Consider the following 24,177-nt stretch of genomic DNA (forward strand, 5'->3'; position numbering starts at 1 on the left):
GAGTGAGTTCCGCCATTGTTGCATCTCCCCTGCCGACCGACCCGCCGCTTGTACCGCTGCCGGGTCGGTGGCTAAATTAACGCTCGTTGATGAGCCCGACTGATCGGGCTCCCCTCTCACCCACGCCAGGAAGCCCGGAACGATGAAAGGGATCGTTGTACTCGGCGACGCCACCAGCCATGGCGGCAAAGTCATCACCGCACAGAGCAATTACCTGATCGACGGTAAGCCGGTAGCCTGTCTTGGCGACCAGGTAACCTGCCCCAAGGATGGTCATGGCAGCACCACGGCCATCGTCGAAGGCCACCCCACCATGAAGATCAACGGCAAGCCGGTTGCCCTTCATGGCCACAAGACGGCCTGTGGCGCCACCCTGATCTCTTCTCATAACGCGGATAGCGGTCACGAATGACTGCCGGCCTGCGCTGTCGCCTCGGCGCAGGCCAGCAACGACCAGACTCGCGTCGTGGTTTCCGGCTCGATACCGAGCACGACCCCGTGCTCGGATGGCTGCAGCGACGCCATGAGCAGCACCCATGCCAAGGCATTGACCGCGCCCCCCGGCCACCCGCAGAACTGATCGATGCCGAGACCGTCCTCGATCATGTCGAGCTCCGGCCAGTGCTCGACCAGCGCACCACCGACTTCCACCGCCCGCCCGGGCAAGCCGAGCGCATCGACCACCATGCGTGTCGGCGTCTCCTGCTGGGTGTTGTCATCCCCGACGGGCCAAGCCTGCGCCAGCAGCGTCTGCAATGCTCGACGTCGGTCGCGCTCCCGCTGCCCGGCACGTGCCGCGTGTTCCTGCGTGGTTGCACGGCCCAGCAACCAGCCCGGAGCAGCGGCCGTTTCCTCCGGCAGCAGTCGTTGAATCAGTAGCGCCGAGACCGCCTCTCCCGGATAGAGTCCTGCGCCTCGGGTGCTCTGCCCCAATCGCCGGCCACGCTCGAGCGCGTTAACGTCTTCTGCATTGAGCAACGAGTCCACGCTGAACCAGAGCACCCAGGGCATGCCGCCGTGCTCCCCGACCGACAGCGAATCGTGCGGGTCCGGCCTCGGCGCCTGCTGATAAATATCCCCCAACGCCTCACCGTACTGCGTTTCCTCAATGGCCTGGCGTAGCTGTGACTGCAACAGATCTGCGGCCTCGCGAGACCGCAGCGGCGCCGACAGCAGCACATCGAAACTGGCGTCTTCGGGCAGCGCCTCGAGCATCATCAAGGCTTCGATCACGATCGTCTGCAGCAGCTCGTGCAACCGCAGCGCCTTCGCTTCCAGCCTTGCCAGGCGGGACAGACGAACCGGGGCCACCTCGGCCACTTCATGGACCAGTAGGCGGAAGCCATCCGCCCCGTGCAGCGAGGTGGATAGCTGGGGAGTATGGGGGTCGGGAAGCGAGCCAGGGGCGACGAAGCCCGCAGGCGTCAGCGCCACACCATCGACCAGTCGAAGCCGGTGGGAGTCGTAGTCACTGCGCGCCGCCACAGGCTCCGGCACTGCGGGCGCCGCCGGTAACCGTTGGTGAAGCCGATCAAATATCGAGGCTCGAGACATGGTCAGTAATCATCATCCCGGGACTGAGTCCCCAGGGTGTCGCGAATGTTATCGATGACGCCGTGATCCTTGATCACGTCCTTGAGCCACTCCTCGAGCGGCATGCGACCCCACTTGACCGCGCGCTCGATGAGATACGGCACCGGGCTGTGCGGTTCGCGCTCCTTGAAGTAGCGGGCCACGTTGTTGAGCATTTCGAAGGCTTCGTCGCGGCTTTCGGGACGCGTACGCAGCTCGCCACCGGGCGCGCCAGGCGCCGATGCTGGCGCGGTCACGCTGGGTTCGACGCGCCCGGCGGCTTCCTTTTGCGTTTCCGCGACCGCTTCGGCTTCCTTGGCAATCCCGACGCCGGCACCGCGTTCGCGCAGCAGCTTCTCGGTCAGGTCCCGGCACTGGACGAAAACCTTCTCCAGGGTGGAGAAGCCCGGCGACTCGCGGCCGAAGCGCTGATCGCAGATCGCGTCCAGCTCTCCGAGTGCCACCAGCGATGCGGCGATGGCCGCGTGGCGGGTCTGCAGAAACTCGGTGCTGCTCAGTACCACGGAACGCTGGAAGATTTCGTCGTTGATTTTGCCTTCCGCCAGCGCCCGCTCCATCGCATCGGGATCGTTGCGTGCCTGATTTTCCACCTGGCGGGATTCGTCGTAGTCGGCAAGGCTATAGCCTTCGCCGTCGACCAGCGGCAGCGAGCGCACCACGTTGACCAGCGTGTCGCCCAGCCAGCTCAAACGCGCGGCGCGTTCGTCGAGATCCTCTTCATCGAGCTCCGGGTAGAGTGACTCCCAGTAGTCATCGACAAGGCGCGCCACCAGCGTCAGCCCGAAGCGCGTCCCGTCGAATCCTTCCCGGTGCGTCAGCCCTTCCGTCAACCAGGCGGCGAGCTGCAGATCCTTGCTCTGCTCCGCCAGTGCCTCGCTGCTGAGTTTGATGACCTCGCCCCAGTCGGACTGCTTGAGTTCGGTCTGCCACTCCCCCTGCGGCAGATAGCTGGGGTCGGCACGGCGCGCCTCCTTGATCTCATCGAACAGCAGCGAGAACGTCATGTCCTCGCCGCTCGGACCATGGCTACCGCCGTCGATAGGCGCCAGCAGCGCATCGATCGAGAGTTCGCCCAGTTGTTCCATCTCGTGGACCTCGTATTCAGACGCATCGCGCGAGACCCGGCGTAGTCTCGACGCGATGGCATTGGCTCACCGGGGCAAGCGACCGATCGGTATCCGGGATCGCTCAACCGGGTGAAACAACGCGATAGCCACCCTTCAATAACGACATGGCCGCCCTCCCGAGGCTGCGGAGCGCGGCCATGCCGTCGAGCCGCCCCCTGAAGGGGGCGGCAGCACAATCAGGCGTAGACCTTGTTGCGCGTGCGGTCCCAGCCGCCGGCGACGTTGCCGCCACCCTGGCCATCGGAACGCTTCTGCTGGGTGTAGGTGATCTTGATCCGCGCGTAGTTGAACTTGACGGTCTCGTACGGCAGGTCATGACGATCTTCGCTATCGTCCTGCTCGAATCCGGTCGATGCGGAAGTGCCTTCCATCTCGGTGGAAGATACGATCACTTCCTCGAGCTTGATCTCCATGTAGCGCACCTTGTCGCCACCGGCACGGTTGACGTGCAGCACGACTTCCTTGATGTGCTGACCCTTGCAGCAGGACTCGAACAGCTTGGCGGACGCCTTGTCGACAAATTTACGAATGCGGAACTCGCTCAGATTGACTCGCTCCGCAGAGGCGCCACCGGAAGAGCTCGCCGTGGCGGAAGTCGCTTGGCTGGCACCGAAGTCGAAGCTTTTCAGCTCGATCCAGTCCGGGTGTTTGTCGTCCAGGCTCTCACCGGGAATGCCGTCGATTTTGAGATATGCATCAAAAGCCATGTCGCTCCACTCTCCTGTTTTCTCGCTTGAAAAAGCCGATTTCGTGGCCACCACGCAGGTGCCTCACCCATATCGGCTTATGAGGTAATCGCTGCCGACAAAAATCAGCAACGATATTAGAAACCACCTTAGTGTTTGAAATTAAGGCCTTTTCCAAAACCATCAAGGCAGAAACTCAGCCATTAGATTCGGAAAATTATCGATAAACCGGAGAGATGAGAGAAGTCTCACGTCAATAATGGCAATTATCCTACAAGCCAATTAATCCATGAACCTGCTCTTTTTCCTCTCCTTTTCATCGAAAAGCCTGCCAACCCTCCGGATTATATCCAACCCGGTTTAACTTTAAAGACAATGTATACATTTAAATACAGTGAACAAAAAAAGTTACAAATAAACGTTCCGGGTTAACAGGAATTCCCCTCTCCTACTGCTTTCTAACTTCGATCTCGACCCGGCGATTGGGGGCGAGACACTCGATCAAGGCGGCGCGCGGCTGGTCGCGTTCACACGTCACCAGCGGGCGTTCACTCCCCGCCCCCTTGGCCTCGATCAGGCCCGCCGGCACACCCTTGCCAACCAGATACTGGCGAATCGTCATCGCGCGCTGCAGAGAAAGCCGCTGGTTCGCCTGGGCATTACCGATCTGGTCCGCATGCCCGGTGATCAGAATCTGCCCCAGGTCCTCAGTATTGAGCAGTCGTTCAGCCAATGCATCGAGCTCACGCTGCCCCGCCTGTTGCAGCCCTGAATAGTCTCCGCGCCCGAAGGCAAACAGCGTGTCGGACTCCAGTACGATGGTTTCGGAGCGCGTCAGCGTCTGCTCAAGCAGGCTGTCGATATAGTTTCGACTGCTGGAGACCAGAAACGCGTTGGAGGTCAGGCGGGGCACGTCCGGCTCGTGAATCTGTGCGCTGTAGAAATCGACCTGACGCCCGGCGAGCCGATAGTCCTCGCCGCCCTGGTCGATCGCCCGGCCTGTACGCTGTTCGATATCCGGATACCAGAACGCCGGGAGCTGGGCACGCAGCGCGTCAGAATCGATATCGTCGCGCGCGACATCGGACATCATCAGATAGGTATCCAGCGTTGCCCGCCCGAAGGTCGCCAGCGCATTGGCGCTGTTGTCGGCGGGGCGGGCGAATGGCGCGACAGACGCCGGCCCATCGACGGCACGCAGCGTTTCGGTGTTACGGCGATAGACATCGATCGTCGTCAGGGTATAGAGCGAGCGGGTCAGGTTGGACTCCACCGGTTCGAGCATCACCGTCTGCAGCCGGTCGAAGTAACGCTCGCGCGTGGCGGATTCGACCTGATAGCCACGATAGAGCCCCCAGCCCATCGACCACGGCACCCCGTCGCCGTGATGGCGCTGGTAGTAGCGTTCGCCCCACTCGCGCAGGGTATCGAGACTCGCCCAGTCGGCGTACCCGCCGACAGCGCCACCGCCCGCCCCATCGGCGGGCGCCAGGGATTCGTCGAGCGCCGTCGACATCGATGTCAGCTCTGCGTGGTTACGCACCGCCGAGGTGATCCAGAGACCACAAGCCAGCGCCCCCACCGCGGCGGTCGCCAGTATCCAGCCCAGCTTGCGCCGCCGCCCGCGACTATCGCTCGAGTAGAGCCCGGCCAGGTGCTGGTCGGGAATGATGACCTGGCGAAAGAGATCGGCGATAAAGAAAGAACGGCTGGTGCTCTCCCCCTGGCCGCCCGGCGACGCGGCGAGGGCGAAATGACGCCCCACCCGGCGCGCGTGCGTGCCTTCGATCGTGCCGCCTTCCTGCAGCGCGCTGACAAAGTAGAAGCCGCGCAGCAACGGCGCGCTCTGATAGGGATTGCTGTTGGTCAACGCCTCGACGAAGCGTGCCAGCGGCTCGCGCAACGCATCGAGCTCCAGCGGGAATCGAAACGCGGCCACGTCCCGCCGCGTATCCGCCACATCGCGCTGGACGATCTCGTCATCCCCGACCTGCAGCCAGTGACGGCAGAGCACCGACAGCTCGCTTCGGAACCGCTCCCCCCAGTCGACATTGGCCGGCTGCTGGTACGGAAAAGTGTGGCCCAGTACCGACTCGTGGCGCTGCGGATCCAGACGATCATAGAAGGTGGTGAAACCCTCGATCAGATCGCATTTGGTAAAGACGAGATAGATCGGCAGGCGGGACTCGAGCTGGTCACGCGCCTCCTGAATACGTTCGCGCAGGCGCCGCGCCAACTGGTTGCGTTCGTTGTCGCCGGCCTGGATCACATCGCTGATATTGACCGCGACAATCAAACCGTTGAGCGGGCACCGCCGACGGTGCTGCTTGAGCAACCCCAAGAAGGCCTTCCACTTGCCGGCCTCCTCTTCACTATTCATGTAGCGCCCGGCGGTATCGAGCAGAATGGCATCCGAGCTGAAGAACCAATCGCAATGGCGCGTGCCGCCCATGCCGGCGACGCGGGCATTCTCGCGCTCGGCAAACGGGAAGTTGAGCCCCGACTGGTACACCATGGTGCTTTTGCCCGCCGCCGGCTGGCCGACGATCATGTACCACGGCAGGGCATAGAGCGCGTCCTTGCCTTGGCGCCCCTTACCGTTCCCGCTCTGCTTGAGACGCTCGATCGTCTTGAGCAGGCGCTCACGCAGCAGGCTGACCTCCTCGCGATCCTGCGGGCTGGCATCGAGCACCGCTGCATCGGCATCATCCAGTAGCAACGCCTCGAGATTGCGCTTCTGGCCCACCCCGCGATAGAGCAGCAGTACATAAAACGCCGAGACCAGCAGGAACACGACGATCCCGGTCAGCAGGCTCGCCAGCGACGAGTAACCCAGGGCAACGCCGAGCCACCAGATCAGAAAGATCGCGGCGAAGAAGGCCAACCCCAGAATGTAGGGTTGATACTTGAAGAAGGCGTACTTCAGATAGGCGAATTTGAAACGTTTCATCGATGCAACCTGCTCAAGCTTGCCGGCCTAGACACTGTCCGAAGAATTCAGGACGCATCGGCGTGTGGAAAACGGGCCATGAAATCGGCCAGACTCGATCGGGTATCCGGCAGCGCCAGCGTGCCCGGGTGCGCTTCGCTTTCGCTGAAGGGCGCCAGCACGTCGATGCAGAGCGCCCGGTCGTCCGGATTGGAAAGCGCTTCGAAGAACTGCTCGGCGCTCCGCCGTCCTGGCATCAACAGCAGACGCGGGCGCATGAAGTCGTCGATCAGCAGGCTCATCACCGGCGTGCCGGACGGGCAGGCGGCCCCCACCCATTGTTGCCAAAGGTCGGCGACCGGGCGCTTCAGCCCTCGCTCCGCCGGTAGCGGCAGCAAGACGGCCAGCGTGCTGCCGCCGCGCCACTGCGTCATCGCATAGTGAAGGCGGTGCAGACACGCCCCGGGAACGAACTCCGGCCAACCCCAATGCAGAGACCTGGCAATGTCGTCGAAGCTGTAGTCCCGCAAAAATCGCTGATGGATTTGCGCATAGAGCGCGATATCGTGTTCGCTCCAGCGGCGTAACTCCTCGATCGCCGGCAGCGGATCGATCGGCGACGCGCCGTGTACCGAATCGGTGAGGATCCGTCTGGCCTGACCGGCAAAGACTTCGCTCAGGGTGTGCAGAAACGGCAGCACGGAAGCCCCCCCTTCCGCTTTCAGCAGCTGAAAGACGAAGAACGGATAACGCCGTCCCGAGGCATCCACCGAACTGATCATCGCGCCCATCACATCGCTGCCATTGCGCGAGTGATAGTCGAAGAAGCAGATCGGCAGCGCATCGAAGCGCGACTTCCAATCCTCGCGGTCGAGAAACCGCACCAGGCCATTCTGCAACCATTGGTCGAGCTCCTGGATCACTTCGCCGGCAGCGTTGACCCCCACGAAATCTGCTTTCGTGGGAATCTTGCCAAAGCAGCCAATCATGCTGCCCCCCTCGTTCATAAGCCTTACATCTCCGGTATCTGGAGCGACTTGACGCGCTGCAGATCGGAGATCTTCACACCACCGAAGTTGCGCACGTCGAAGCTGACCGTACCCAGGTAGGTGCGCCAGCTGAAACGCTGCCGTGCCTCATCGACCGAGGTGATGTGAGCGCTGTCGATCATGCGCAGGAAGCCCCAGCGGCTCGGATAGTCGAACACGGTGTGGCGCTGCCCTTCCCGGTTGATGATATCCATGCGTGCGCCGAAGGCTTCACCATCGCCCGGCCAGGTCAGTCGCTCCCAGGACTGGCTGTTGTTGCGGTAATGCAGGCGCTGACCGTCGACCGTCAGAATGATGTCGGTTAGCCCGGCGGTCGGATTCATCTGTAGCTCGAAGCCGTTGCGCAGGTCCGACAGGCTGTCGATGACCCGACCGAGCTCGGTTGCATCGTCGATGGTGCTTAGCATGCGCGGATCGACCATGTCGGAACGCTGACCGCTCGAGGAGCCCGCGAGGTCGCCGATCTCCTGGTCACGGAAACGGGAAAGCGCACCGGCCTCCGGATCGATGAAGTACTCCAGGTCGCGCACGGAGGCTTCGTTGACCGAGTCGGTAACCGGATAGCGCCCGGCGACCATCTGCCCCCACGGCGTCACGATCTGATCGTCCCAGGCCGCATTCAGCTGATCCCGGGCCGGCTCGTTGAGCGCCAGCCAGGTATCCTCCACCGGCGTGCTGAACAGCGGCTCAAGCGCCTGAACCAGCGGGGTACCGGAGGTGGCCACACGCGACGCAATGAAGTTGCGCAGGCCATTGATCGCCGTCGGCTGCCCCGAGAGCGTCTCCGTGATCAGCGTCTTGCTGCTGCGACCGACATCCTGGGCGCTGCGGACGTTGTCGACCTTCACCTTCAGCTGGCGCAGATCGAGCAGGTACTGGTTGAGAATCGAGTTATCGCTGCCGGTGGCCTCGTCGGCCGAGAGCATGCGGCTGACCGGGCGGAAATGACGCGCCAGCAAGCCGTCGTTGATCCGCGGCAATCCGGATAGATTGACGCTGTCGGCGCTGCCGCCATGGCCACTGAAGACGCTCATCACCCGGTTCCAGAAGCTACGATCCTGCGCCTGGCCGTCTTCACCTCCCTCGCCCTCGCGGGCATTCGGAGAGTCCCACCCGGTATTGTCCCGCGCACTCTCCAGAATGCGGCGCAGCGGCGACGCCTGCAGGTCACTGAGCAAGGCAAGGCGCTCGCTGGCCTGATCGAGCGTCTCGAAGTTCGACACATGGGTATTGCTCAGGAAGCGCTCCCACGCTACCGCGTAATCGCGCTTGTAGCGCGCCATCAACTGGCTGACGAAGCGTGCTTTCGACTGCACCGCATCGTCCATGTTTTCGTCGTCGAGCACCCAGTCGGATTCGCGCCGCAGATCACCGGAAACGGTCTCGATAATCGCTGGGCGCAGATACTGTTCCCATACCTCGCGGGTATAGAAGGCCGGCACCGCTCGACTCGAGTAGAGCAGCCGTCCCCGCATCTCGGGCGCCATGCGCGACAGCGTCAGCGGCTCGAAGCGCTCCTCGACCTCGAGCTGATAGCGCAGGTACTCCCGGTCGACGAGACTGGAGTCGATCAGGAACGCATTGAGGCTATCGCGACTGCTGGCGACCAGCGCATCGTTGCGGACCAGCGCCGGCGCCTGACCGGACTGCAGGTAGTGCACGTAGAGCGCCGCATTGTCGACGATGCTCTGGCGTGAAATGTCCTGACCACGCGCCTGCGCCTCGTCCGCCCATAGCCTGGGCAGCGCGGAGGCGACGAAATCGCCCTGATCGGCATGGGCCTGCGGATCGGTCAGCACCAGATAGAGCTTCAGCGCCGAGTAGCTTTCGATCAGCTTCTCCACGTCGGCCTGGCTCAGGCGGGTCAGCATCGCTTCGGAGAGAGAGGGACCGGCCTCGCCGGAGAGCGCCGCGTTAGCCTCGCCTTGCGCGCCCGCATCGCCAACGGCGCTGCCCAATTCACCGGTTCGGTTGCGCAGACCCTGCTCGAGATCCGTTTCGGCGTTGCTGCGCGCCGAATACCAAGCATCGCGGGCGCTGTCGGTCGTACGAGAACGCAGCTCGCCGCGGGCTCGACTGCCGAGTTCGGAGGCGCTGGTCGGAATGCCGCCCAGCGTCGGTCGCGACGTCGAGCGCTCGCGCATGCGCGCCATCGCATCGCGCCCAATCGCCTCGCCGCGCGAGCCGATCTCGTCGGCACTCTCCGCCGCTGCACGCTCGCCCCCCGACCTGTTGTTATCATCACGAGCCGGTTCACCGGCCTGGCCCGCCGACTCGGTATCGAGCGATGCCGGGTCGGCCGCCAGCGCGTCGAGCGAGCGCAGCTGACGCGCCAGACGATATTGCAGCGGTTCGAGCACTTCCCGCGTGAACAGCGCCGCCCAAGCCTGCTTCAGCGGCTCGCGCAGCGTTTCCCCCTGATACAGCCCGAGGTCGAGCTTGAGCGGCACCCCGGCTTCGTCATGCCGCTCGATGGCCGCCAGCTGCGACTCCAACGTGTCCAGCAGTGCCAGTCGCTGTTCGCTGGAAAGGCTCGCCAGCGACGACTGTCCCGCGGTGGTGTCCGCCAGCGACTGCTCAATGTGATTGAGCCACTGCTGATTGTTCCAGGTCGACCACCCCTGCGCCGCGATGGCCGCGATTCCCAGCAGGGCGACGCCACCGATCATGGCACCGGGCAGCGAACGGCGCTCACCGTGGCGCGAGTAATAGAGGCTCAGGTTGCGGTCGGCGAAGATCACTTCGCGGAAGGTATCGGTGATGAAGTAGCTTTTCTCACCGACTGGCGCCGCCGCCTCCACCGTATTGGCAGGTGCCAGCGCAAAGTGCTCACGCGTCTGTTCGTCCAGCAGCGGCGGCAACGAGTCGCCGCTCTGCAGCGCGCTGGTAAAGTAAAGTCCGCGCAGCACCGGCGCCTGTACGGTGCTATGACGACTGTCGAACTGTTCGAGGAAATCGCTCAGCACACTGCCAAGTTCGGCGAAGTAATCAGGGAACCGCAGCAGCTCGCTATCGGCGTCACTCCCCTCCTCCAGTACGCGACGGTCCACCCGCTCCCGGAGCTCACCTACCAGGGAGGGGAAGCGTCCCTGAAAAGCCGATGTCAGGCCAGTGTGACGCAGCTCGTCGAGCGAAAAGGTCAGGCCCCAGGGGCGCTGGCGCTCGCTCGCGTCCAGCCCTTCGAAGGTCCGGGTGAAACCGGGGAGCATATCGGCCTTGCTAAAGAACAGATAGACAGGCGGATTGACTCCCAGGCAGGCACGATATTCGGCCACGCGGGCGACCAGCTTTTCGGCCAGCGCGTGCGCGTCCTGACGCGACTGCTCCAGCAGTTCGGGCAAGCTGACGACCAGCACCAGACCGTTGATGGCGGGCTTGCGTCGCTGCTTACGCAACGTTTTGAGAAAATCGGCGAACTCGCTCGCGGGCCGGTCCTCGACGAGATAACGGCCCGCGGTATCGACCATCACGGCTTCGCGGCTGAAATACCAGTCGCAGTGCTGCGTACCGCTGACGGCGGAAAGATTGCTCCCTCCCGCCATCGTCGCGGACAGGGACGAGCGCGTCAGCAACGAGGTCTTGCCGGAAGCCGCCAGCCCGATGACCAGATACCAGGGCAGCTCCAGCAGCGAGGCCTTGCCCCCATCGACCGACCGTGCCGCCCGTTGCATCGACATGGCGTGCTTGAGTCGCTCGCTCAATACCTGATAGTCGCCAGGCTCACTCTCGGCCGCCTCGCGATGGACCTCGAGCTCGACCAGATTCTCGATATTTCGCTCGGCGCGAATCCGGTGGTATTGGCGCATCACCACCACGAGCAGCCATAGCGCCGTGACCAGCGCCATGGCGATGAAGATCACTTCACGCTCAGCCGTCAACAGCGGCAGCGCGACCACGCACAGCGCCAGACCCAAAAGCCACAACACGATCGATAGCGGCCAGAATCCTTTCAGCGAGCGGAGAAAACGGAGAAAACGCATGGAATCGCTCGCCCTGTCAGGAGTTGAACAACTGCTGGATCTGATCGATCAGCGCATCGGCCTCACTGCCCAGCCACCAGCTGAGCCCCCCGTAGACGACCAGACAGATCACGAGGATCCCCAGCAGGTAGACCCAAAGCGGTATCTCGTAGCGCAACAGCTGGCCCACCTGATCGGGAAGCTTCCAGCTATCGCGACTGTCGCTTCGCGCCCCACGGTAGCGGGCGATATCCTGCCCCAGCGTGTTGGCGATATAGCGCAGCTGATCGCGATTCTCGAGGCTGTATTTGCCTTCGAAGCCGAGTGCCAGACAGAGGTGGTACACCTCGAGCACGTCGAGGTTGCCGCGAACGTCGCCTCTCAGGCTATCGAGCCGGTCGTAGAAACCCTCGCCGGCCAGATGAACGCCGAAGTAGCGATACTGAAACGGGTGCAGCTCGATATGCTCGCGGATATTGCCGACGCCACCCTTCAATACGCTTTCGTCGAGAAACGCGCACAACGCATACTGGGCGTCCTTGACGGCCTCCGCGCTGTAGTTTTCGGCCCGCGCCTTCTCCTCGAAATCGCGCAGCCACTGATCGACCCGCTCGAGGAAACGTTCGACGCTCTCCGCCTGCTGGCCTCGGCGCACCATCAGCACCATCGAGATGAAATCCCGCGACAGCGTTTTCAGCGTGCGCGGGTCGGCGGAATCGGAGGGATGAGCAAGCGCTTCGGTCATTTCATTACCGCCATCAATTCAATTCTGAGGTTCTTGAATCCGCTGGGCACATAGAAGGCGATCGCCTGCGCCTCCATCATCCGCTCGTAGACGGCGCCCTGCGGTTCCAGTGCGAAGTAGTGGTTGTCCAGTCGCGCGGGGATGGCACTGGGCAGGCGTGTGGCATGCGTCAGGGTGCCGCCCGGCATGGCGGTATTGACGACCACCTCGATCTCTTCCGGCGACCCGACCTTGAAGGCACGCGGCACCAGCTCGAGAATCTGCGCCCCCGGCATATCGGCATGGACGCTGATATAGAAGTCGGCATCCTTGAGCCGCGCATCGTTGAGACGCCCGACGTAGTACGAGGGGCGTGTCTGCTCGAGCGGAATCGGCACGTACTGGTTGGGCACGACGATCTCGAGTAGCTCGCGGGCGATCTGTTCGAGCTGCAGCAGCGATGCCGCCGGGTCGCGATGGTCGTAATCCGGGATGTCACCGAGCTTGTGCGACATCGAGAAGGTGATCAGGCTGGCGGCAAACTCCGCCAGGAAGCGGTAGAGCGTCTCCGGATGCAGTCGGGGGTGTGCCATCAGGTGCGCCAGCTGCGGATAGGCACGATTGATCGTGTAAAGCAGCCAGAACAGGGTGACATCGCTGGAACCGAACTCCGCGACCTGATCGGCTCGCTCGCGCCGCCGACCGGCCAGCGCCTCGCTTCGCGCCTGCAGCATGCCGATCAGCCGGTTGGCGATCGCCAGCGGCAGCCCGCTGCTGTCGAGATGCAGCGAGGGCGGCATGAAACGCTCGCCTTCCAGGCTGAAACCGCCGGCCGCGTTACGCTTGAGCAGTGCGATGGGACAGTGGGTATAGCCATCCAGGCTGTCGCCTTCCATCAGCAGCGTGACATTGAGCTCCAGCGTGCCCAACTCGTTCTCGATCGAACCTTCGTTGAGATCGGGACGCGTCTCGAATCGCTGCACAAAACGTCGACCGCCGTGGCGCGGCGCATCCTGGTCCAGATAGCTGGGAGACCAAGGCTCGACGTGACGCAGCGCGGCGTGGATTCGGACTTCGCCATTGCGCGCCAGCTCGTCGAGACTACGCCCCGGCGGCAGGGGGTCGTGCTGCGGCGCATCGACCAGCGTACCGTCCGGAAACACTAGCTTCAGGCGCGTCAGTCGAAGCGTGCCCTGCTCGAGCGCACTCTCGTCCACGGCCAGCGCCTGCACGCCCCAAGAGAAGGGGCCCGCCGCCTGGCGCGCCTGCGCCAGCTGGCGCTGATGAAATTCGTCCTGATACTGAAAGTGTTGCGGCAGAAGGAACATCCCTTCGGACCACATGATGCGATTCTGTTTGCTCACGTCCCTGCCCTGTCCCTCGTCAACCCGGTGTCATCGACGCGTCGTCTCGACGCCCGTACGAGTGCCTGACCTGCAAAACCGTTGCCGCCGAACGTCTGACTCGCCGCCCGCTCATCGGCTCAGCAGGTTGTCACCCCGCTCGACTTCGATCGTGTCGCCCGCGAGCTTCAGCATCACGCCCTCGGAGGCGCCCAGCAGCCCGTCATTTCTCAACTCGTCGGCAGAAAAGGCGACGCGCCACGCCTCGCCCCCGGCGCGACGGAAAAAGGCAGCCACACCCACGTACTGTGCCTGCGGCTCGAGCGCGGCCTGATCGACCTTGCGCTCGGCCGGCAGCAACGTCAGCTCACGGTGAGACAGCTGCGATTCGCCCAGCACGGCGTTGCCGTCACTCCAGAGCTGGCGCGGCGAAGCCGTGGCGAATGGCGCCAGCTCGCTCAACTGGTAAATACGCAGCACCACGGAGAGCGGCTCCCCCTCCACGTCCGGGTTGAGAGCGGCGTCGCTCTCTACCGTGACGCGAACCCGCTCCTGGTTGCCGAACAGCTCCCCGGCCCAGGTATCGCCGAACCGGTTACCGACACGATCTGCCACGCCGCAGCCTGCAATCGTCATCAATAACAGCGTTATCCCCACTACGCGTAGTGCCGCCATCGCCGCCTTTTAACTCGTCGTTGTTTCCGTTTGCCGATTCGGAAAAATTTTAATCATTAACCCCTAATAAAGCTTTGACTCCGTCAGATTTTTATACATCCGGATCTCAAAAGCGGGATCACCTTACCAGATTTAACCGTTATAATAAGCCGAAGAATTAACATTCCCTCACCAGATTACATTACGTTACCAAATGATTGGAAAAACTACATGAAGGCACAAAGTTTTAAAGCATTGCCGGTGGTTGCCAGCCTACTATTAGCGGCTTGTGCGTCCGGACCGCAGGAACCCGTCCATTACGTCAAGGCGACAGAGCGCTTCACGGGCACGCTGCCCTGCCCGGATTGTCAGGGCATCGATACCGACCTGATCATCAAGCGGGATGCCATCACGGGAGCGCCACAGGGATTCTATCTCCACGAACAGCGCATCGACGCGCCCGGCGGGCAACGCGTCAACACCAGCTGGGGCCAGTGGTCACGCGAGCAGGATGTGATCGACTTCGGCCGCAACCTGTATGTCCTGAGGCCGGAAGTCGGCTCGGCCAGGCTGTACACCCCGCAAACCGATGGCGCGCTGCAGCCTTTGGGGCAACAGGGAACCCCCATGACAAACCACGACGGGGAGGCGGTATTTTTGCAACCGCGGATTCCGGATTTGTCGGCCGGTGCCAATGGCAGCGAAAGTAACGAAAGTCGACAAGCGGCGCAGTGATCGAACAGCGCTCGATGCCAATTGTGGTAAAAGGCCTTTTGTAAGAGATCGCCTACACAATTAATAAGCAATGTCGCAGCGCCATTGGATACATATAGATACATGTGTTTTCACAACTTGGACGTCGCTGCTGGCCGAGTGTTTAATAGGGCCTATTGTCACCGCCGACCCGCACGACCGGCCGCGCGATAACGTAATAACGCCGTCGTCACTTCGTTGTCGATGTGATAACGCCAGAAGACAACCCGGGCGATCACGACAGTCTCCGGATCACCACCGAACGCTCGTGGAACGTAGGTGAGCGGCAACCAGTCAGGCCAGGGCAGATATCGACCATGACGCAGCCATTCGATGTAGAAAGCTTCATTCGCTCGCGCAAGCAGACCCGAGCGATTTCGGACCTGCTCAAGGCGCAGGCATCGGACTATCTGACCACGCTATCGCCACTGGTCCGCCCACAGCCGCTCTTCGGCGAGTATCTCCAGGGCGCACCTCGGGGCAGTGGCCGCGAGACACAGCATCACTTCAAGGAGTTCCGGACGCTGTTCGACAAGCACGCGGCCGCAAAGCCTTTTCAGCTCATGAATGAGCTCGAGGTGCCGCTCAACATCATCAACTCGACGCCGGAGCTGTTTCCGCTGGAGTACGACTTCACGCTCGAGAACGGCAACAGCGTGCGCGTGACAAGCCCGGTGCGCTGGGTTGTTGGCTACAGCTCGTTTGACCTGAGCCGCTTCCGTCAGGTCGTACGCGACCCCAATCGCAGCGGCTCGGAACTGCACCGCTTCGTCGTTCACTACCTGATGCTGTTCCACTGCTTCAGTCGTGCCGGCGGGCTCGGTCGCCTGTTCAAGGGGCTTCGCTTTCCGGTCAGCTTCCAGCAGCTGGATGACTTTGGTGAGCTGCCCTTCTGTGTCATCAGCTCTCCGATCGAGGCCACGCTGCCCGATGAAGCGGTCATTCGACACAGCACGGAGATCTCGGGCAGCCGCTCTTTCGAGGAGCTGATCTCCGACGCGGCAATCGCCGACATGCAGGATGACCTGCGCCGCCGACTCGAAGTGGCGCTTCAGGACGTGCCCTCGGCATGACCGCCTACCGATTGAATCCACCACGACCTCGCCATCACGAGAGAGGATGACTTTATGGCCAAGAACGAAAGTACCCAACACAAGCTCTCCCGCGTGCGGGCGCCGCGCGTCCATCTGACCTACGACGTGGAGATCGGCGACAGCATCGAGAAGAAGGAACTGCCGTTCGTGGTCGGCGTGCTGGGCGACTATTCCGGCAACCCGCTCGAGCCGCTCCCCCGCCTCAAGGATCGCAAGTTCGTCAGCATCGACCGCGACAACTTCGACAGCGTGATGAAGGGCGTCAAGCCGCGCCTGAGTTACCGCGTCGACAACACGCTGGCCAACGACGGCTCGCAGCTGCCGGTGGAGCTCAACTTCAAGGGCATGGAGGACTTCGAGCCGCAGGAGGTGGTACGCCAGGTCGAGCCCCTGCGCAAGCTGCTCGATGTGCGCAACAAGCTGGCCGATCTGCGCAACAAGATGGGCGGCAACGACAAGCTAGAAGAGCTGCTGATGGACGTGCTGCAAAACACCGAGAAGCTCAAGACGCTTGGCGAAGAACTCGGCCGTGAAGCCGCCGCCAAACCGCAGGACGAAAAGGAATAACAGGAGTCTTCCATGGCCGAGAATCAGACCGACAATCAGTCAACCACGGAAACGCAGGAAGTCTTCGCCCCGGAGACGTCGCTGCTCGATAGCATCATCTCGGAGAGCCGTGTCGCCCGCTCCGAGACCGAGCGCACCCGAACGCGCGACCTGATCGATGAACTCGTGCATCAGGTGCTGGAAGGCGAAGTGACGCCGAGCAAGGACCTGATCGCCGTGCTCGATTCACGCATTGCCGAGATCGACTCGCTGCTCTCCGATCAGCTGAACGAGATCATGCACGCCAGCGAGTTCCAGCAACTGGAAGCCTCCTGGCGCGGCCTCAAGTACCTGACCGACCAGTCCGAGACCAGCACCAACATGAAAATCCACATGTTGAATGCCTCCAAGAAGGACCTGGTCAAGGATCTGAAATCGGCCTCCGAGTTCGACCAGAGCGCGCTGTTCAAGAAGGTCTACGAGGAAGAGTACGGCACCTTCGGTGGCGCCCCCTACGGCATGCTGATCGGCGACTACGAGTTCGGCCGTCATCCGCAGGACATGTATCTGCTCGAGCAGGTGTCCCATGTCGCCGCCGCCGCCCACGCGCCGTTCATCTCCTCAGCCTCGCCGGAGCTGTTCGGCTGGGACTCCTTCACTGACATGACCGGCCCGCGAGACCTGTCGAAGATCTTCGACACCGTCGAATACGCCAAGTGGAAGTCCTTCCGCAACTCGGAAGATGCCCGTTATGTCGGCCTCACGCTGCCCCACGTGCTGGGCCGCCTGCCCTACGGCGAGGACACCACGCCGGTCGAGGAGTTCAACTTCACCGAGAGCGTCGACGGTCGCGACCACAACAAGTATCTGTGGATGAACGCCGCCTACACCATGGGTGCCCGCGTTACCGATGCCTTCTCCAAGTACGGCTGGTGCGTGGCCATTCGCGGGGTCGAGGGTGGCGGCCTGGTCGAGGATCTGCCGACCCATACGTTCCAGACCGACGATGGCGAAGTGGCCCTCAAGTGCCCCACCGAAATCTCGATCACCGACCGTCGCGAGAAAGAGCTTTCCGACCTGGGCTTCATTCCGCTGGTGCATTGCAAGGGCACCGACTATGCGGCGTTCTTCGGCACCCAGTCGGCGCAGCTGCCGAAGCAGTACAACACCGATGTGGCCAATGCCAACGCGCGCCTCTCCTCGCAGCTGCAGTACATCTTCGCCACGTCGCGTATCGCGCACTTCATGAAAGCGATCATGCGCGACAAGGTCGGCAGCTTCGCCTCGCGCCAGAATGTCGAGGACTACCTCAACGAGTGGCTGTCGCAGTACGTGTTGCTGGACGACAACGCCGGCCAGGAAGCCAAGGCCCAATATCCGCTGCGTGAAGCCCGCGTCGAGGTTGCCGAGGTGCCCGGCAAGCCCGGTGCCTACAAGGCCGTGACCTTCCTGCGACCGCACTATCAGCTCGACGAGCTGACCGCCTCGCTGCGCCTGGTCTCTGAGCTGCCGGAATCGACTCGCGGCTCCTGATACGACGACGCAGCCTCCGAGCTGACCCAGCGCCGGTGCGCGAGAGGCGGCAACGCCGCCTCTCGCGCCCGCTTCATCCACTGATCTGGATCCGACATGAGCGAATCTCTGCAGATGGTCCCGACCCTGCTCGATCGGCTGCTGGACGACGAGCCGCAGCATTCGAGCGAGGCACAGCCCGGACATCGCTGCTCGCTGGCAGCCTACCGCCAGTCCGTGGTGCGCGACCTGGAACTGCTGGTCAACACGCGCCGCGAGCTGGTCGCCGGCGAGCTGGACCCGTGGCCGGCGCTTCAGGGCAGCGTGCTCGACTATGGCCTGCCCGACTTCATCAGTCGCGGCGTGCGCAGCAGCGAGGACCGGCGCCTCATACAGCGCCAGCTGGAACGCACGATCGAGCACGGCGACAAGCGCTTCAGTAGCGTGCGCGTACAGCTGCTCAATCAGGACACCCACGACCGCATCCTGCAGTTCCGCATCGAAGCCGTGCTGTCGCTCAGCGAAGCCAGCCAGCGCGTCGCCTTCGATGCCGTACTGCAAGTGAATACCCGCCAATACAAGGTGCAGAACCTGATCTGATGCTCGACGACCTGCTGCCGTACTACGAGAAGGAACTCTCGCACCTGCGCTTTCTGGGGCAGGAGTTCGCTCAACGCTATCCCAAGATCGCCTCCCGACTGCTGCTGGAGGGCGACTACTGCGAGGATCCACACGCCGAGCGCATGATCGAGTCGTTCGCGTTTCTCAGCGCCCGCGTACACAAGAAGCTCGATGACGATTTCCCGGAGATCGTCGAAGCCTTCCTCGACGTGCTCTACCCGCACTATCTGCGTCCGACGCCGGCGCTCTCCATCGCCGAATTCGATCCCGGCCCGCAGACCTCGCTGACCGAGCGCTATCACCTGCCGCGGCATACCGCGCTGCACTCGCGCCCGGTGGAGGACGCCTTCTGTCGTTTCCGCACCTGCTATCCGGTCGACGTCTGGCCGATCACGCTGACCGATGCCGCAATGACGCGCCTCGAGCGCTCCTCGTTCAGCCGCCACGGTACCGACCACGTGGCCAAGCTGACGCTCTCCCTGAAGAGCCTGGGCAACACCGATTTCGGCAAGCTGGAACTCGACCGTCTGCGCTTCTTCCTCGATGGCGAAGGCAGCCTGATGCACCCGCTCTACGAGCTGCTGTTCAACAATGTCGCTCGTGTTTCGGTGAGTTTCGTCGAGGGGGGGCAAACGCGTGAAATCGCCCTACCGGCGGAGGCAATCACGCCGGTCGGCTTCGAACCGGATGAGGGTCTGATCGACTACTCCGAACGCTCCTTCCTCGGCTACCGGCTACTCCACGAGTACTTCACCTTCCCCGAGAAGTTTCTCTTCTTCGACCTGAACGGCCTCGGCCGCCCGCTTGCCGGCCGACCGGTCACGCAGATACAGCTGCACTTCCTATTTCGCGACTACGACCAGCAGGAGCGGCTGGCACGCCTGGCACAGACGCTGGGCCGTCACAACTTCCGTCTGGGCTGTACACCGGTGGTCAACCTGTTCCCGCAGCAGGCCGAGCCGATCAAGCTGACACACACCCGTCACGAGTATCCGGTCGTCCCCGACGTGCGCCACGCCCGCTCGACGGAGATCGTCTCGATCGACGAGGTCACCCGGGTCATTCGCACGCCGACCCGGGACGAGGTCTCCCCCTGTCTGCCCTTCTTCGAGCCCCGCGACAGCGACAAGCAGGCACGCCAGAGCTACTGGATCGCTCGCCGCGTCGCGTCTGACAACGCCCGAGATCCGGGCACCGAGATGCGCCTGCGCCTGGTCGACCGCGAACTCGAGCTGCTCGACGGCAGTAGCGACACCCTGAGCCTGAAGCTGACCTGCAGTAATCGCGACCTGCCCCAATTGATGACCTTCGGCCACCCGCAAGGCGACTTCACGCTGGAGCGCGAGCAAGTCATGCAGCAGATTCGCTGCCTGCGTAAACCGACCGCGCCGGTGCGTCCGCCAATGGGCAAGGGCGTCATCTGGCGGTTGGTGTCGCATCTGTCACTCAACCATATGTCGCTGGTCTCAGACGGCCGCGAAGCGCTGATGGAACTGCTCTCGCTCTACAACTATCGGGAAGCCTCGGCCATCCGCAAGCAGATCAACGGGATCGACGAGATCGCCAGCCAGCCCACCATGACCCGGATCGGCCACCCCCGCCCCGCCTTCGTGCGCGGCACGGAGATCGCGTTGACGCTGGACGAGAGCCAGTTCACCGGTGCCGGCATCTTCCTGTTCGGCATGGTGCTCGACCATTTCTTCGGCCAGTACTGCAGCCTCAACAGTTTCACTCAACTCACCCTGCGCTCCCGCCAGCGCGAACAACGAGTCGCCCAATGGTCGCCGAGAACCGGTACTCAGCCCCTGGTCTGATCGACCAGGCGCGAGCCGAGCCCTGGCGCTTCGGCTTCTTTCAGCTGGTGCGGCTGCTCAGGCTGCACTACAGCCGCAGTGGACGTATCGATCCGGAGAATCGTCCGCACGAGGACCCGCTGCGGTTCCGTTCGCTGCTGTCGCTCAACTTTCCGCCCAGCGAAATCAGCGACCTGCGCTTCGAGGATGACAAGGTTCGCTCTGCCAATGACGAGCCGCTGAGCGAGATCCAGGTGACCTTCATGGGGCTGGTCGGCCCCTCCGGCGTACTGCCCCGCCCCTATACCGAGCTGCTGATCAACCGGCATATCGAGAAGCGAGACGACGCAGCCCATGCCTTCATGGACTTCTTCTCGCACCGCATGACGGCGCTGTTCTACGAGGCGTGGCAGAAATACCGCTTTCATATCGAATACGAGCGCAAAGGTAGCGCCGACTTCGAGAACTGGCTGCTGCATCTGGTGGGATTCAGCCCGGTCACCCAGCGTCAGCGACTCGAACGCGAGGACGACCCGGCGCCCCTGTCGCGCGACCTGTTCAGCTGGTTTTCCGGTCTCTGGACCCAGCGCCCGCGCAATGCCGGCAACCTGCAGGCCATGCTCGAATACACCTTCGGCGAGCCGTGCCGCGTGACCTCCTTTGCCGGGCGCTGGATCCGCCTCGAGGCCGACCAATACACCCGGCTGGGTCAGCGCAACGCCGTACTTGGCGAAAGCGCGATCGCCGGCACCCGCATTCGCGACTATCAGTCCACCTTCCGTCTGTGCTTCGGCCCGTTGACGCTGGCGGCGTACCGTCGCCTGCTGCCCGGCACGCCGGCGTATCGCCGCCTGGTCAAACTGGTGCGCTTCTATGCCGGCATCGAACTCGACTTCCAGATCGAGCTGATTCTCGATCGAGGTGAAATCCCCACCCCACGGCTAGGAGGCGACGGCAACGTCGCGCTCGGCCGTGTGGGTTGGCTGAAACCCGACGGTCGACCGGCCGCCGACGACGGCCATGCACTCTTCGACATTCCCTTTGATGGAGCCACGGCGTGAGTCTCAAATCCCTCTTCGACAAGCTCAACGACCCCTGCCGCGAGGCCATGGAAGGCGCCGCGGCGCTCTGCCTGGCAGAGCGTCAGTACGATGTCGATATCGAACACCTGCTGCTCAAGCTGCTCGACAGCGACGACAACGACATCCTGCGTATCGCACGCCATTACGACGTGGCGCTCGACCGCCTGGCCAGCCAGCTCGAAGAGACGGTCTCGACCTTCAAGACGGGCAACACCCGCACGCCAGCGCTATCACCGCGCATCACGCGCCTGATCGAACGCGCCTGGGTGGTGGCCTCGATCGACAACGGCGAGGCACAGGTCCGTAGCGGTCACCTGCTGTTGGCGCTGCTCAAGGAAGACGAGTTGCGCCGCGTGATCGTCGATGGCGCCCGCGAACTCGAACGGATCAACGTCGACGACCTGCAGGCGCATCTGAATGACCTGATCGGCGGCAGCCGCGAGGGGCAGCAGGCGCGGCCGCTGGGGGATGGCCCTGTCGAGAACGGCCAGTCCGGTAGCGGCGAGGCTGACGCGGCAAGCGCCGGAGAACGGCCGGGCAAGTCCAAGACGCCGGCGCTCGACCAGTACACCATCGACCTGACCGGCAATGCCCGCGCCGGGCGTATCGATCCCGTCCTCGGTCGCGAGGAGGAAGTCCGTCAGATGGTCGATATCCTCACCCGCCGGCGCCAGAACAACCCGATTCTCACCGGCGAGGCCGGGGTCGGCAAGACCGCCGTCGTTGAAGGACTCGCACTGCGCATCGTCAATGGTGACGTACCACCGCCGCTCAAGCCGGTCGAACTGCGCACGCTCGACCTGGGCTTGCTGCAAGCCGGCGCCGGCGTCAAGGGCGAGTTCGAGAACCGGCTCAAGAACGTGATCGACGAGACCAAGCGCAGCCTGCACCCGATCATCCTGTTCATCGATGAGGCACACACCCTGATCGGCAGCGGTGGTCAGGCCGGCCAGGGCGACGCGGCCAATCTGCTCAAGCCGGCACTCGCCCGCGGTGAACTGCGCACCATCGCCGCCACCACCTGGGCCGAGTACAAGAAGTACTTCGAGAAGGACGCGGCGCTGGCTCGCCGCTTTCAAGTGGTCAAGGTCGAAGAGCCGGAAGAACCCGTGGCGGTCGCCATGCTGCGCGGCCTCAACCAGCGCATGCAGGATCACCATCACGTCACGATTCTCGACGATGCCATCGTCCAGGCCGTCCGCCTGTCGCACCGCTACGTCACCGGTCGCCAGCTGCCGGACAAGGCCGTCAGCGTGCTCGACACCGCCTGTGCCCGCGTGGCGCTGGCGCAATCCTCGCAGCCCGCGGCGCTGGAAGACGCCCACCGCCGTATCGACAATCTGGAAGCAGAAATCGGTGTGCTCGAGCGTGAGCAGCGCGAAGGCACCGACCATGCCGAGGCACTGACCGCCCTGCGCGAGCAGCTCGACGCCACCCGCGCCCAGATCGACGAACTGAGCGAACGCTGGGCGCGGGAACAGGCCATCGTGACACGGCTCAAGGGCCAAGAGGCCGAGCGCGATGCGATCGAAGCCGGCGAGCAGTCAGGCGACGCCGACGCCCTGAGCCGCCAGATCGGCGAGACCCGACGCGAACTGGCTGATATTCAGGGTGAGCACTCGCTGGTACACGGGCATGTCGACGGCAACGTCATCGCCGAAGTCATCTCCAACTGGACCGGCATTCCGCTCGGCAAGATGATGCGCGACGAGATCGCCACGGTGCAGCGTCTGCCCGAGCTGCTCGGCGAACGCGTGCTGGGGCAGGATCATGCGTTGGCCGAAATCGGCAAGCGCATCGCCATCTCTCGCGCGCGCATGGAAGACCCCAACAAACCGATCGGCGTCTTCCTGCTGCTCGGCCCCAGCGGCGTGGGCAAGACCGAAACCGCCCTCTCGCTGGCCGATACCCTCTACGGCGGCGAGCGTAACGTCATCACCATCAACATGTCGGAATACCAGGAGGCGCACACCGTCTCCAGCCTCAAGGGCTCGCCCCCCGGTTACGTCGGCTATGGCGAAGGCGGCGTGCTCACCGAAGCGGTGCGCCGCAAGCCTTACAGCGTGGTGCTGCTCGACGAGGTCGAGAAAGCCCACCCGGACGTGCTGGAGCTCTTCTTCCAGGTTTTCGACAAGGGCGTGCTCGATGATGGCGAAGGTCGCGAGATCAACTTCCGCAACACGGTGATCCTGCTCACCTCCAACGTCGGCACCGACGACATCATGCACCAGTGCCTGGGCGCGGACCCGCTACCGGCCCCGGAGATGATCGTCGACAGCCTGCGCGACCAGTTGAACGACGTGTTCAAGCCCGCCTTCCTCGGCCGTCTCAACATCGTGCCCTACTACCCGGTGCAGAACGAGATTCTCGAGCGCATCGTCCGGCTCAAGCTCGACCGCATCAAGCGTCGCTTCGAAACCAACCACGGTGCCGAGTTCGAGTATGACCCGGCGATCGTCGAGGCGGTCGCGGCACGCTGCACCGACAGCGACAGCGGCGCGCGCAACGTCGACAACATTCTTTCCGGCAGCCTGATGCCGACCATTGCCGCCCAGGTGCTGGACCGCATGGCCGCCAGCGAGCCGATCGAGAAGCTGACGGTCAGCCTCGACGAGCAAGGCGACTTCGCCTTTGCCCTGCAATGAGGCGTGCGCTAGGCGCACCGGGAAAAGCAAGAGACTGAGAGGAAAAGCGTCATGGCGGACTCCGTGA

At 63.1% G+C, this 24,177-nt stretch carries 18 protein-coding genes; 9 read left to right on the plus strand and 9 right to left on the minus strand.

From position 1 onward, the window contains the following. Nucleotides 1–142: 142 nt before the first annotated feature. Nucleotides 143–412 (plus strand): PAAR domain-containing protein, encoded by a 270-nt coding sequence (locus tag MC381_RS18115; protein ID WP_251979161.1) that lies wholly within the window; start codon nt 143–145, stop codon nt 410–412. Here the strand turns inward: MC381_RS18115 and MC381_RS18120 are convergent. The 9 genes from MC381_RS18120 to tssJ form a co-directional block, all read right to left on the minus strand. Continuing rightward, nucleotides 403–1,497, minus strand: a complete 1,095-nt coding sequence (locus MC381_RS18120) for a hypothetical protein (protein WP_251979162.1) — start codon at nt 1,495–1,497, stop codon at nt 403–405. The genes MC381_RS18115 and MC381_RS18120 overlap by 10 nt on opposite strands. A gap of 59 nt (nt 1,498–1,556) precedes the next feature. Further along, nucleotides 1,557–2,678 carry a type VI secretion system protein TssA gene (gene tssA / locus MC381_RS18125; RefSeq protein ID WP_251979163.1) on the minus strand — a complete coding sequence of 374 codons (1,122 nt, stop codon included), beginning with the start codon at nt 2,676–2,678 and terminating at the stop codon, nt 1,557–1,559. 218 nt (nt 2,679–2,896) lie between these two features. Further along, nucleotides 2,897–3,427 (minus strand): Hcp family type VI secretion system effector, encoded by a 531-nt coding sequence (locus MC381_RS18130; protein ID WP_251979164.1) that lies wholly within the window; start codon nt 3,425–3,427, stop codon nt 2,897–2,899. Nucleotides 3,428–3,854: 427 nt separating this feature from the next. Further along, nucleotides 3,855–6,356, minus strand: coding sequence for a type VI secretion system membrane subunit TssM (tssM, locus tag MC381_RS18135; protein WP_251979165.1), 2,502 nt, complete (start codon nt 6,354–6,356; stop codon nt 3,855–3,857). Nucleotides 6,357–6,403: 47 nt separating this feature from the next. Then, nucleotides 6,404–7,324 (minus strand): type VI secretion system-associated protein TagF, encoded by a 921-nt coding sequence (gene tagF / locus MC381_RS18140; RefSeq protein ID WP_251979166.1) that lies wholly within the window; start codon nt 7,322–7,324, stop codon nt 6,404–6,406. Nucleotides 7,325–7,347: 23 nt separating this feature from the next. Beyond that, nucleotides 7,348–11,364, minus strand: coding sequence for a type VI secretion protein IcmF/TssM N-terminal domain-containing protein (locus MC381_RS18145; protein ID WP_251979167.1), 4,017 nt, complete (start codon nt 11,362–11,364; stop codon nt 7,348–7,350). Between the two features lie 16 nt (nt 11,365–11,380). Then, nucleotides 11,381–12,088 (minus strand): type IVB secretion system protein IcmH/DotU, encoded by a 708-nt coding sequence (gene icmH, locus MC381_RS18150; RefSeq protein WP_251979168.1) that lies wholly within the window; start codon nt 12,086–12,088, stop codon nt 11,381–11,383. Further along, nucleotides 12,085–13,431 (minus strand): type VI secretion system baseplate subunit TssK, encoded by a 1,347-nt coding sequence (tssK, locus tag MC381_RS18155; protein WP_251979169.1) that lies wholly within the window; start codon nt 13,429–13,431, stop codon nt 12,085–12,087. Before tssK ends, icmH begins: the two co-directional genes overlap by 4 nt. 111 nt (nt 13,432–13,542) lie before the next feature. Continuing rightward, entirely contained in the window at nt 13,543–14,085 is a 543-nt protein-coding gene (gene tssJ, locus MC381_RS18160; RefSeq protein WP_251979170.1) for a type VI secretion system lipoprotein TssJ, read from the minus strand. Nucleotides 14,086–14,295: 210 nt separating this feature from the next. Here tssJ and MC381_RS18165 point away from each other — a divergent pair, with 210 nt between their 5' ends. The 8 genes from MC381_RS18165 (at nt 14,296) to tssH (ending at nt 24,110) form a co-directional block, all read left to right on the plus strand. Further along, nucleotides 14,296–14,799, plus strand: coding sequence for a copper resistance protein NlpE N-terminal domain-containing protein (locus MC381_RS18165; RefSeq protein ID WP_251979171.1), 504 nt, complete (start codon nt 14,296–14,298; stop codon nt 14,797–14,799). Between the two features lie 335 nt (nt 14,800–15,134). After that, on the plus strand, nt 15,135–15,890 hold the full coding sequence (locus MC381_RS18170) for a hypothetical protein (RefSeq protein ID WP_251979172.1): 756 nt from the start codon (nt 15,135–15,137) through the stop codon (nt 15,888–15,890). 54 nt (nt 15,891–15,944) lie between these two features. After that, nucleotides 15,945–16,478, plus strand: coding sequence for a type VI secretion system contractile sheath small subunit (gene tssB, locus MC381_RS18175; RefSeq protein ID WP_251979173.1), 534 nt, complete (start codon nt 15,945–15,947; stop codon nt 16,476–16,478). Between the two features lie 12 nt (nt 16,479–16,490). Next, nucleotides 16,491–17,990, plus strand: a complete 1,500-nt coding sequence (gene tssC, locus MC381_RS18180; RefSeq protein WP_251979174.1) for a type VI secretion system contractile sheath large subunit — start codon at nt 16,491–16,493, stop codon at nt 17,988–17,990. 96 nt (nt 17,991–18,086) lie between these two features. Next, complete coding sequence (tssE, locus tag MC381_RS18185) at nt 18,087–18,569, plus strand: type VI secretion system baseplate subunit TssE (RefSeq protein ID WP_251979175.1); 483 nt, start codon at nt 18,087–18,089, stop codon at nt 18,567–18,569. After that, on the plus strand, nt 18,569–20,404 hold the full coding sequence (gene tssF, locus MC381_RS18190) for a type VI secretion system baseplate subunit TssF (RefSeq protein WP_251979176.1): 1,836 nt from the start codon (nt 18,569–18,571) through the stop codon (nt 20,402–20,404). Before tssE ends, tssF begins: the two co-directional genes overlap by 1 nt. Beyond that, nucleotides 20,368–21,444 carry a type VI secretion system baseplate subunit TssG gene (tssG, locus tag MC381_RS18195; protein WP_251979177.1) on the plus strand — a complete coding sequence of 359 codons (1,077 nt, stop codon included), beginning with the start codon at nt 20,368–20,370 and terminating at the stop codon, nt 21,442–21,444. Before tssF ends, tssG begins: the two co-directional genes overlap by 37 nt. Continuing rightward, complete coding sequence (gene tssH / locus MC381_RS18200) at nt 21,441–24,110, plus strand: type VI secretion system ATPase TssH (protein ID WP_251979178.1); 2,670 nt, start codon at nt 21,441–21,443, stop codon at nt 24,108–24,110. The genes tssG and tssH overlap by 4 nt, the downstream gene beginning before the upstream one ends. Nucleotides 24,111–24,177: the final 67 nt, after the last annotated feature.

The organism is Salinicola avicenniae (genome assembly GCF_023736115.1).
Taxonomy (GTDB): domain Bacteria; phylum Pseudomonadota; class Gammaproteobacteria; order Pseudomonadales; family Halomonadaceae; genus Salinicola; species Salinicola avicenniae.

Coding starts and splice junctions, on each gene's coding strand:
- tssB (WP_251979173.1), top strand. CDS start 15,945: ATGGCCAAGAACGAAAGTACCCAACACAAGCTCTCCCGCGTGCGGGCG.
- tssF (WP_251979176.1), top strand. CDS start 18,569: ATGCTCGACGACCTGCTGCCGTACTACGAGAAGGAACTCTCGCACCTG.
- tagF (WP_251979166.1), bottom strand. CDS start 7,324: ATGATTGGCTGCTTTGGCAAGATTCCCACGAAAGCAGATTTCGTGGGG.
- tssE (WP_251979175.1), top strand. CDS start 18,087: ATGAGCGAATCTCTGCAGATGGTCCCGACCCTGCTCGATCGGCTGCTG.
- MC381_RS18115 (WP_251979161.1), top strand. CDS start 143: ATGAAAGGGATCGTTGTACTCGGCGACGCCACCAGCCATGGCGGCAAA.
- tssM (WP_251979165.1), bottom strand. CDS start 6,356: ATGAAACGTTTCAAATTCGCCTATCTGAAGTACGCCTTCTTCAAGTAT.
- MC381_RS18130 (WP_251979164.1), bottom strand. CDS start 3,427: ATGGCTTTTGATGCATATCTCAAAATCGACGGCATTCCCGGTGAGAGC.
- MC381_RS18145 (WP_251979167.1), bottom strand. CDS start 11,364: ATGCGTTTTCTCCGTTTTCTCCGCTCGCTGAAAGGATTCTGGCCGCTA.
- tssG (WP_251979177.1), top strand. CDS start 20,368: ATGGTCGCCGAGAACCGGTACTCAGCCCCTGGTCTGATCGACCAGGCG.
- MC381_RS18170 (WP_251979172.1), top strand. CDS start 15,135: ATGACGCAGCCATTCGATGTAGAAAGCTTCATTCGCTCGCGCAAGCAG.
- tssJ (WP_251979170.1), bottom strand. CDS start 14,085: ATGGCGGCACTACGCGTAGTGGGGATAACGCTGTTATTGATGACGATT.
- MC381_RS18165 (WP_251979171.1), top strand. CDS start 14,296: ATGAAGGCACAAAGTTTTAAAGCATTGCCGGTGGTTGCCAGCCTACTA.
- tssA (WP_251979163.1), bottom strand. CDS start 2,678: ATGGAACAACTGGGCGAACTCTCGATCGATGCGCTGCTGGCGCCTATC.
- icmH (WP_251979168.1), bottom strand. CDS start 12,088: ATGACCGAAGCGCTTGCTCATCCCTCCGATTCCGCCGACCCGCGCACG.
- tssC (WP_251979174.1), top strand. CDS start 16,491: ATGGCCGAGAATCAGACCGACAATCAGTCAACCACGGAAACGCAGGAA.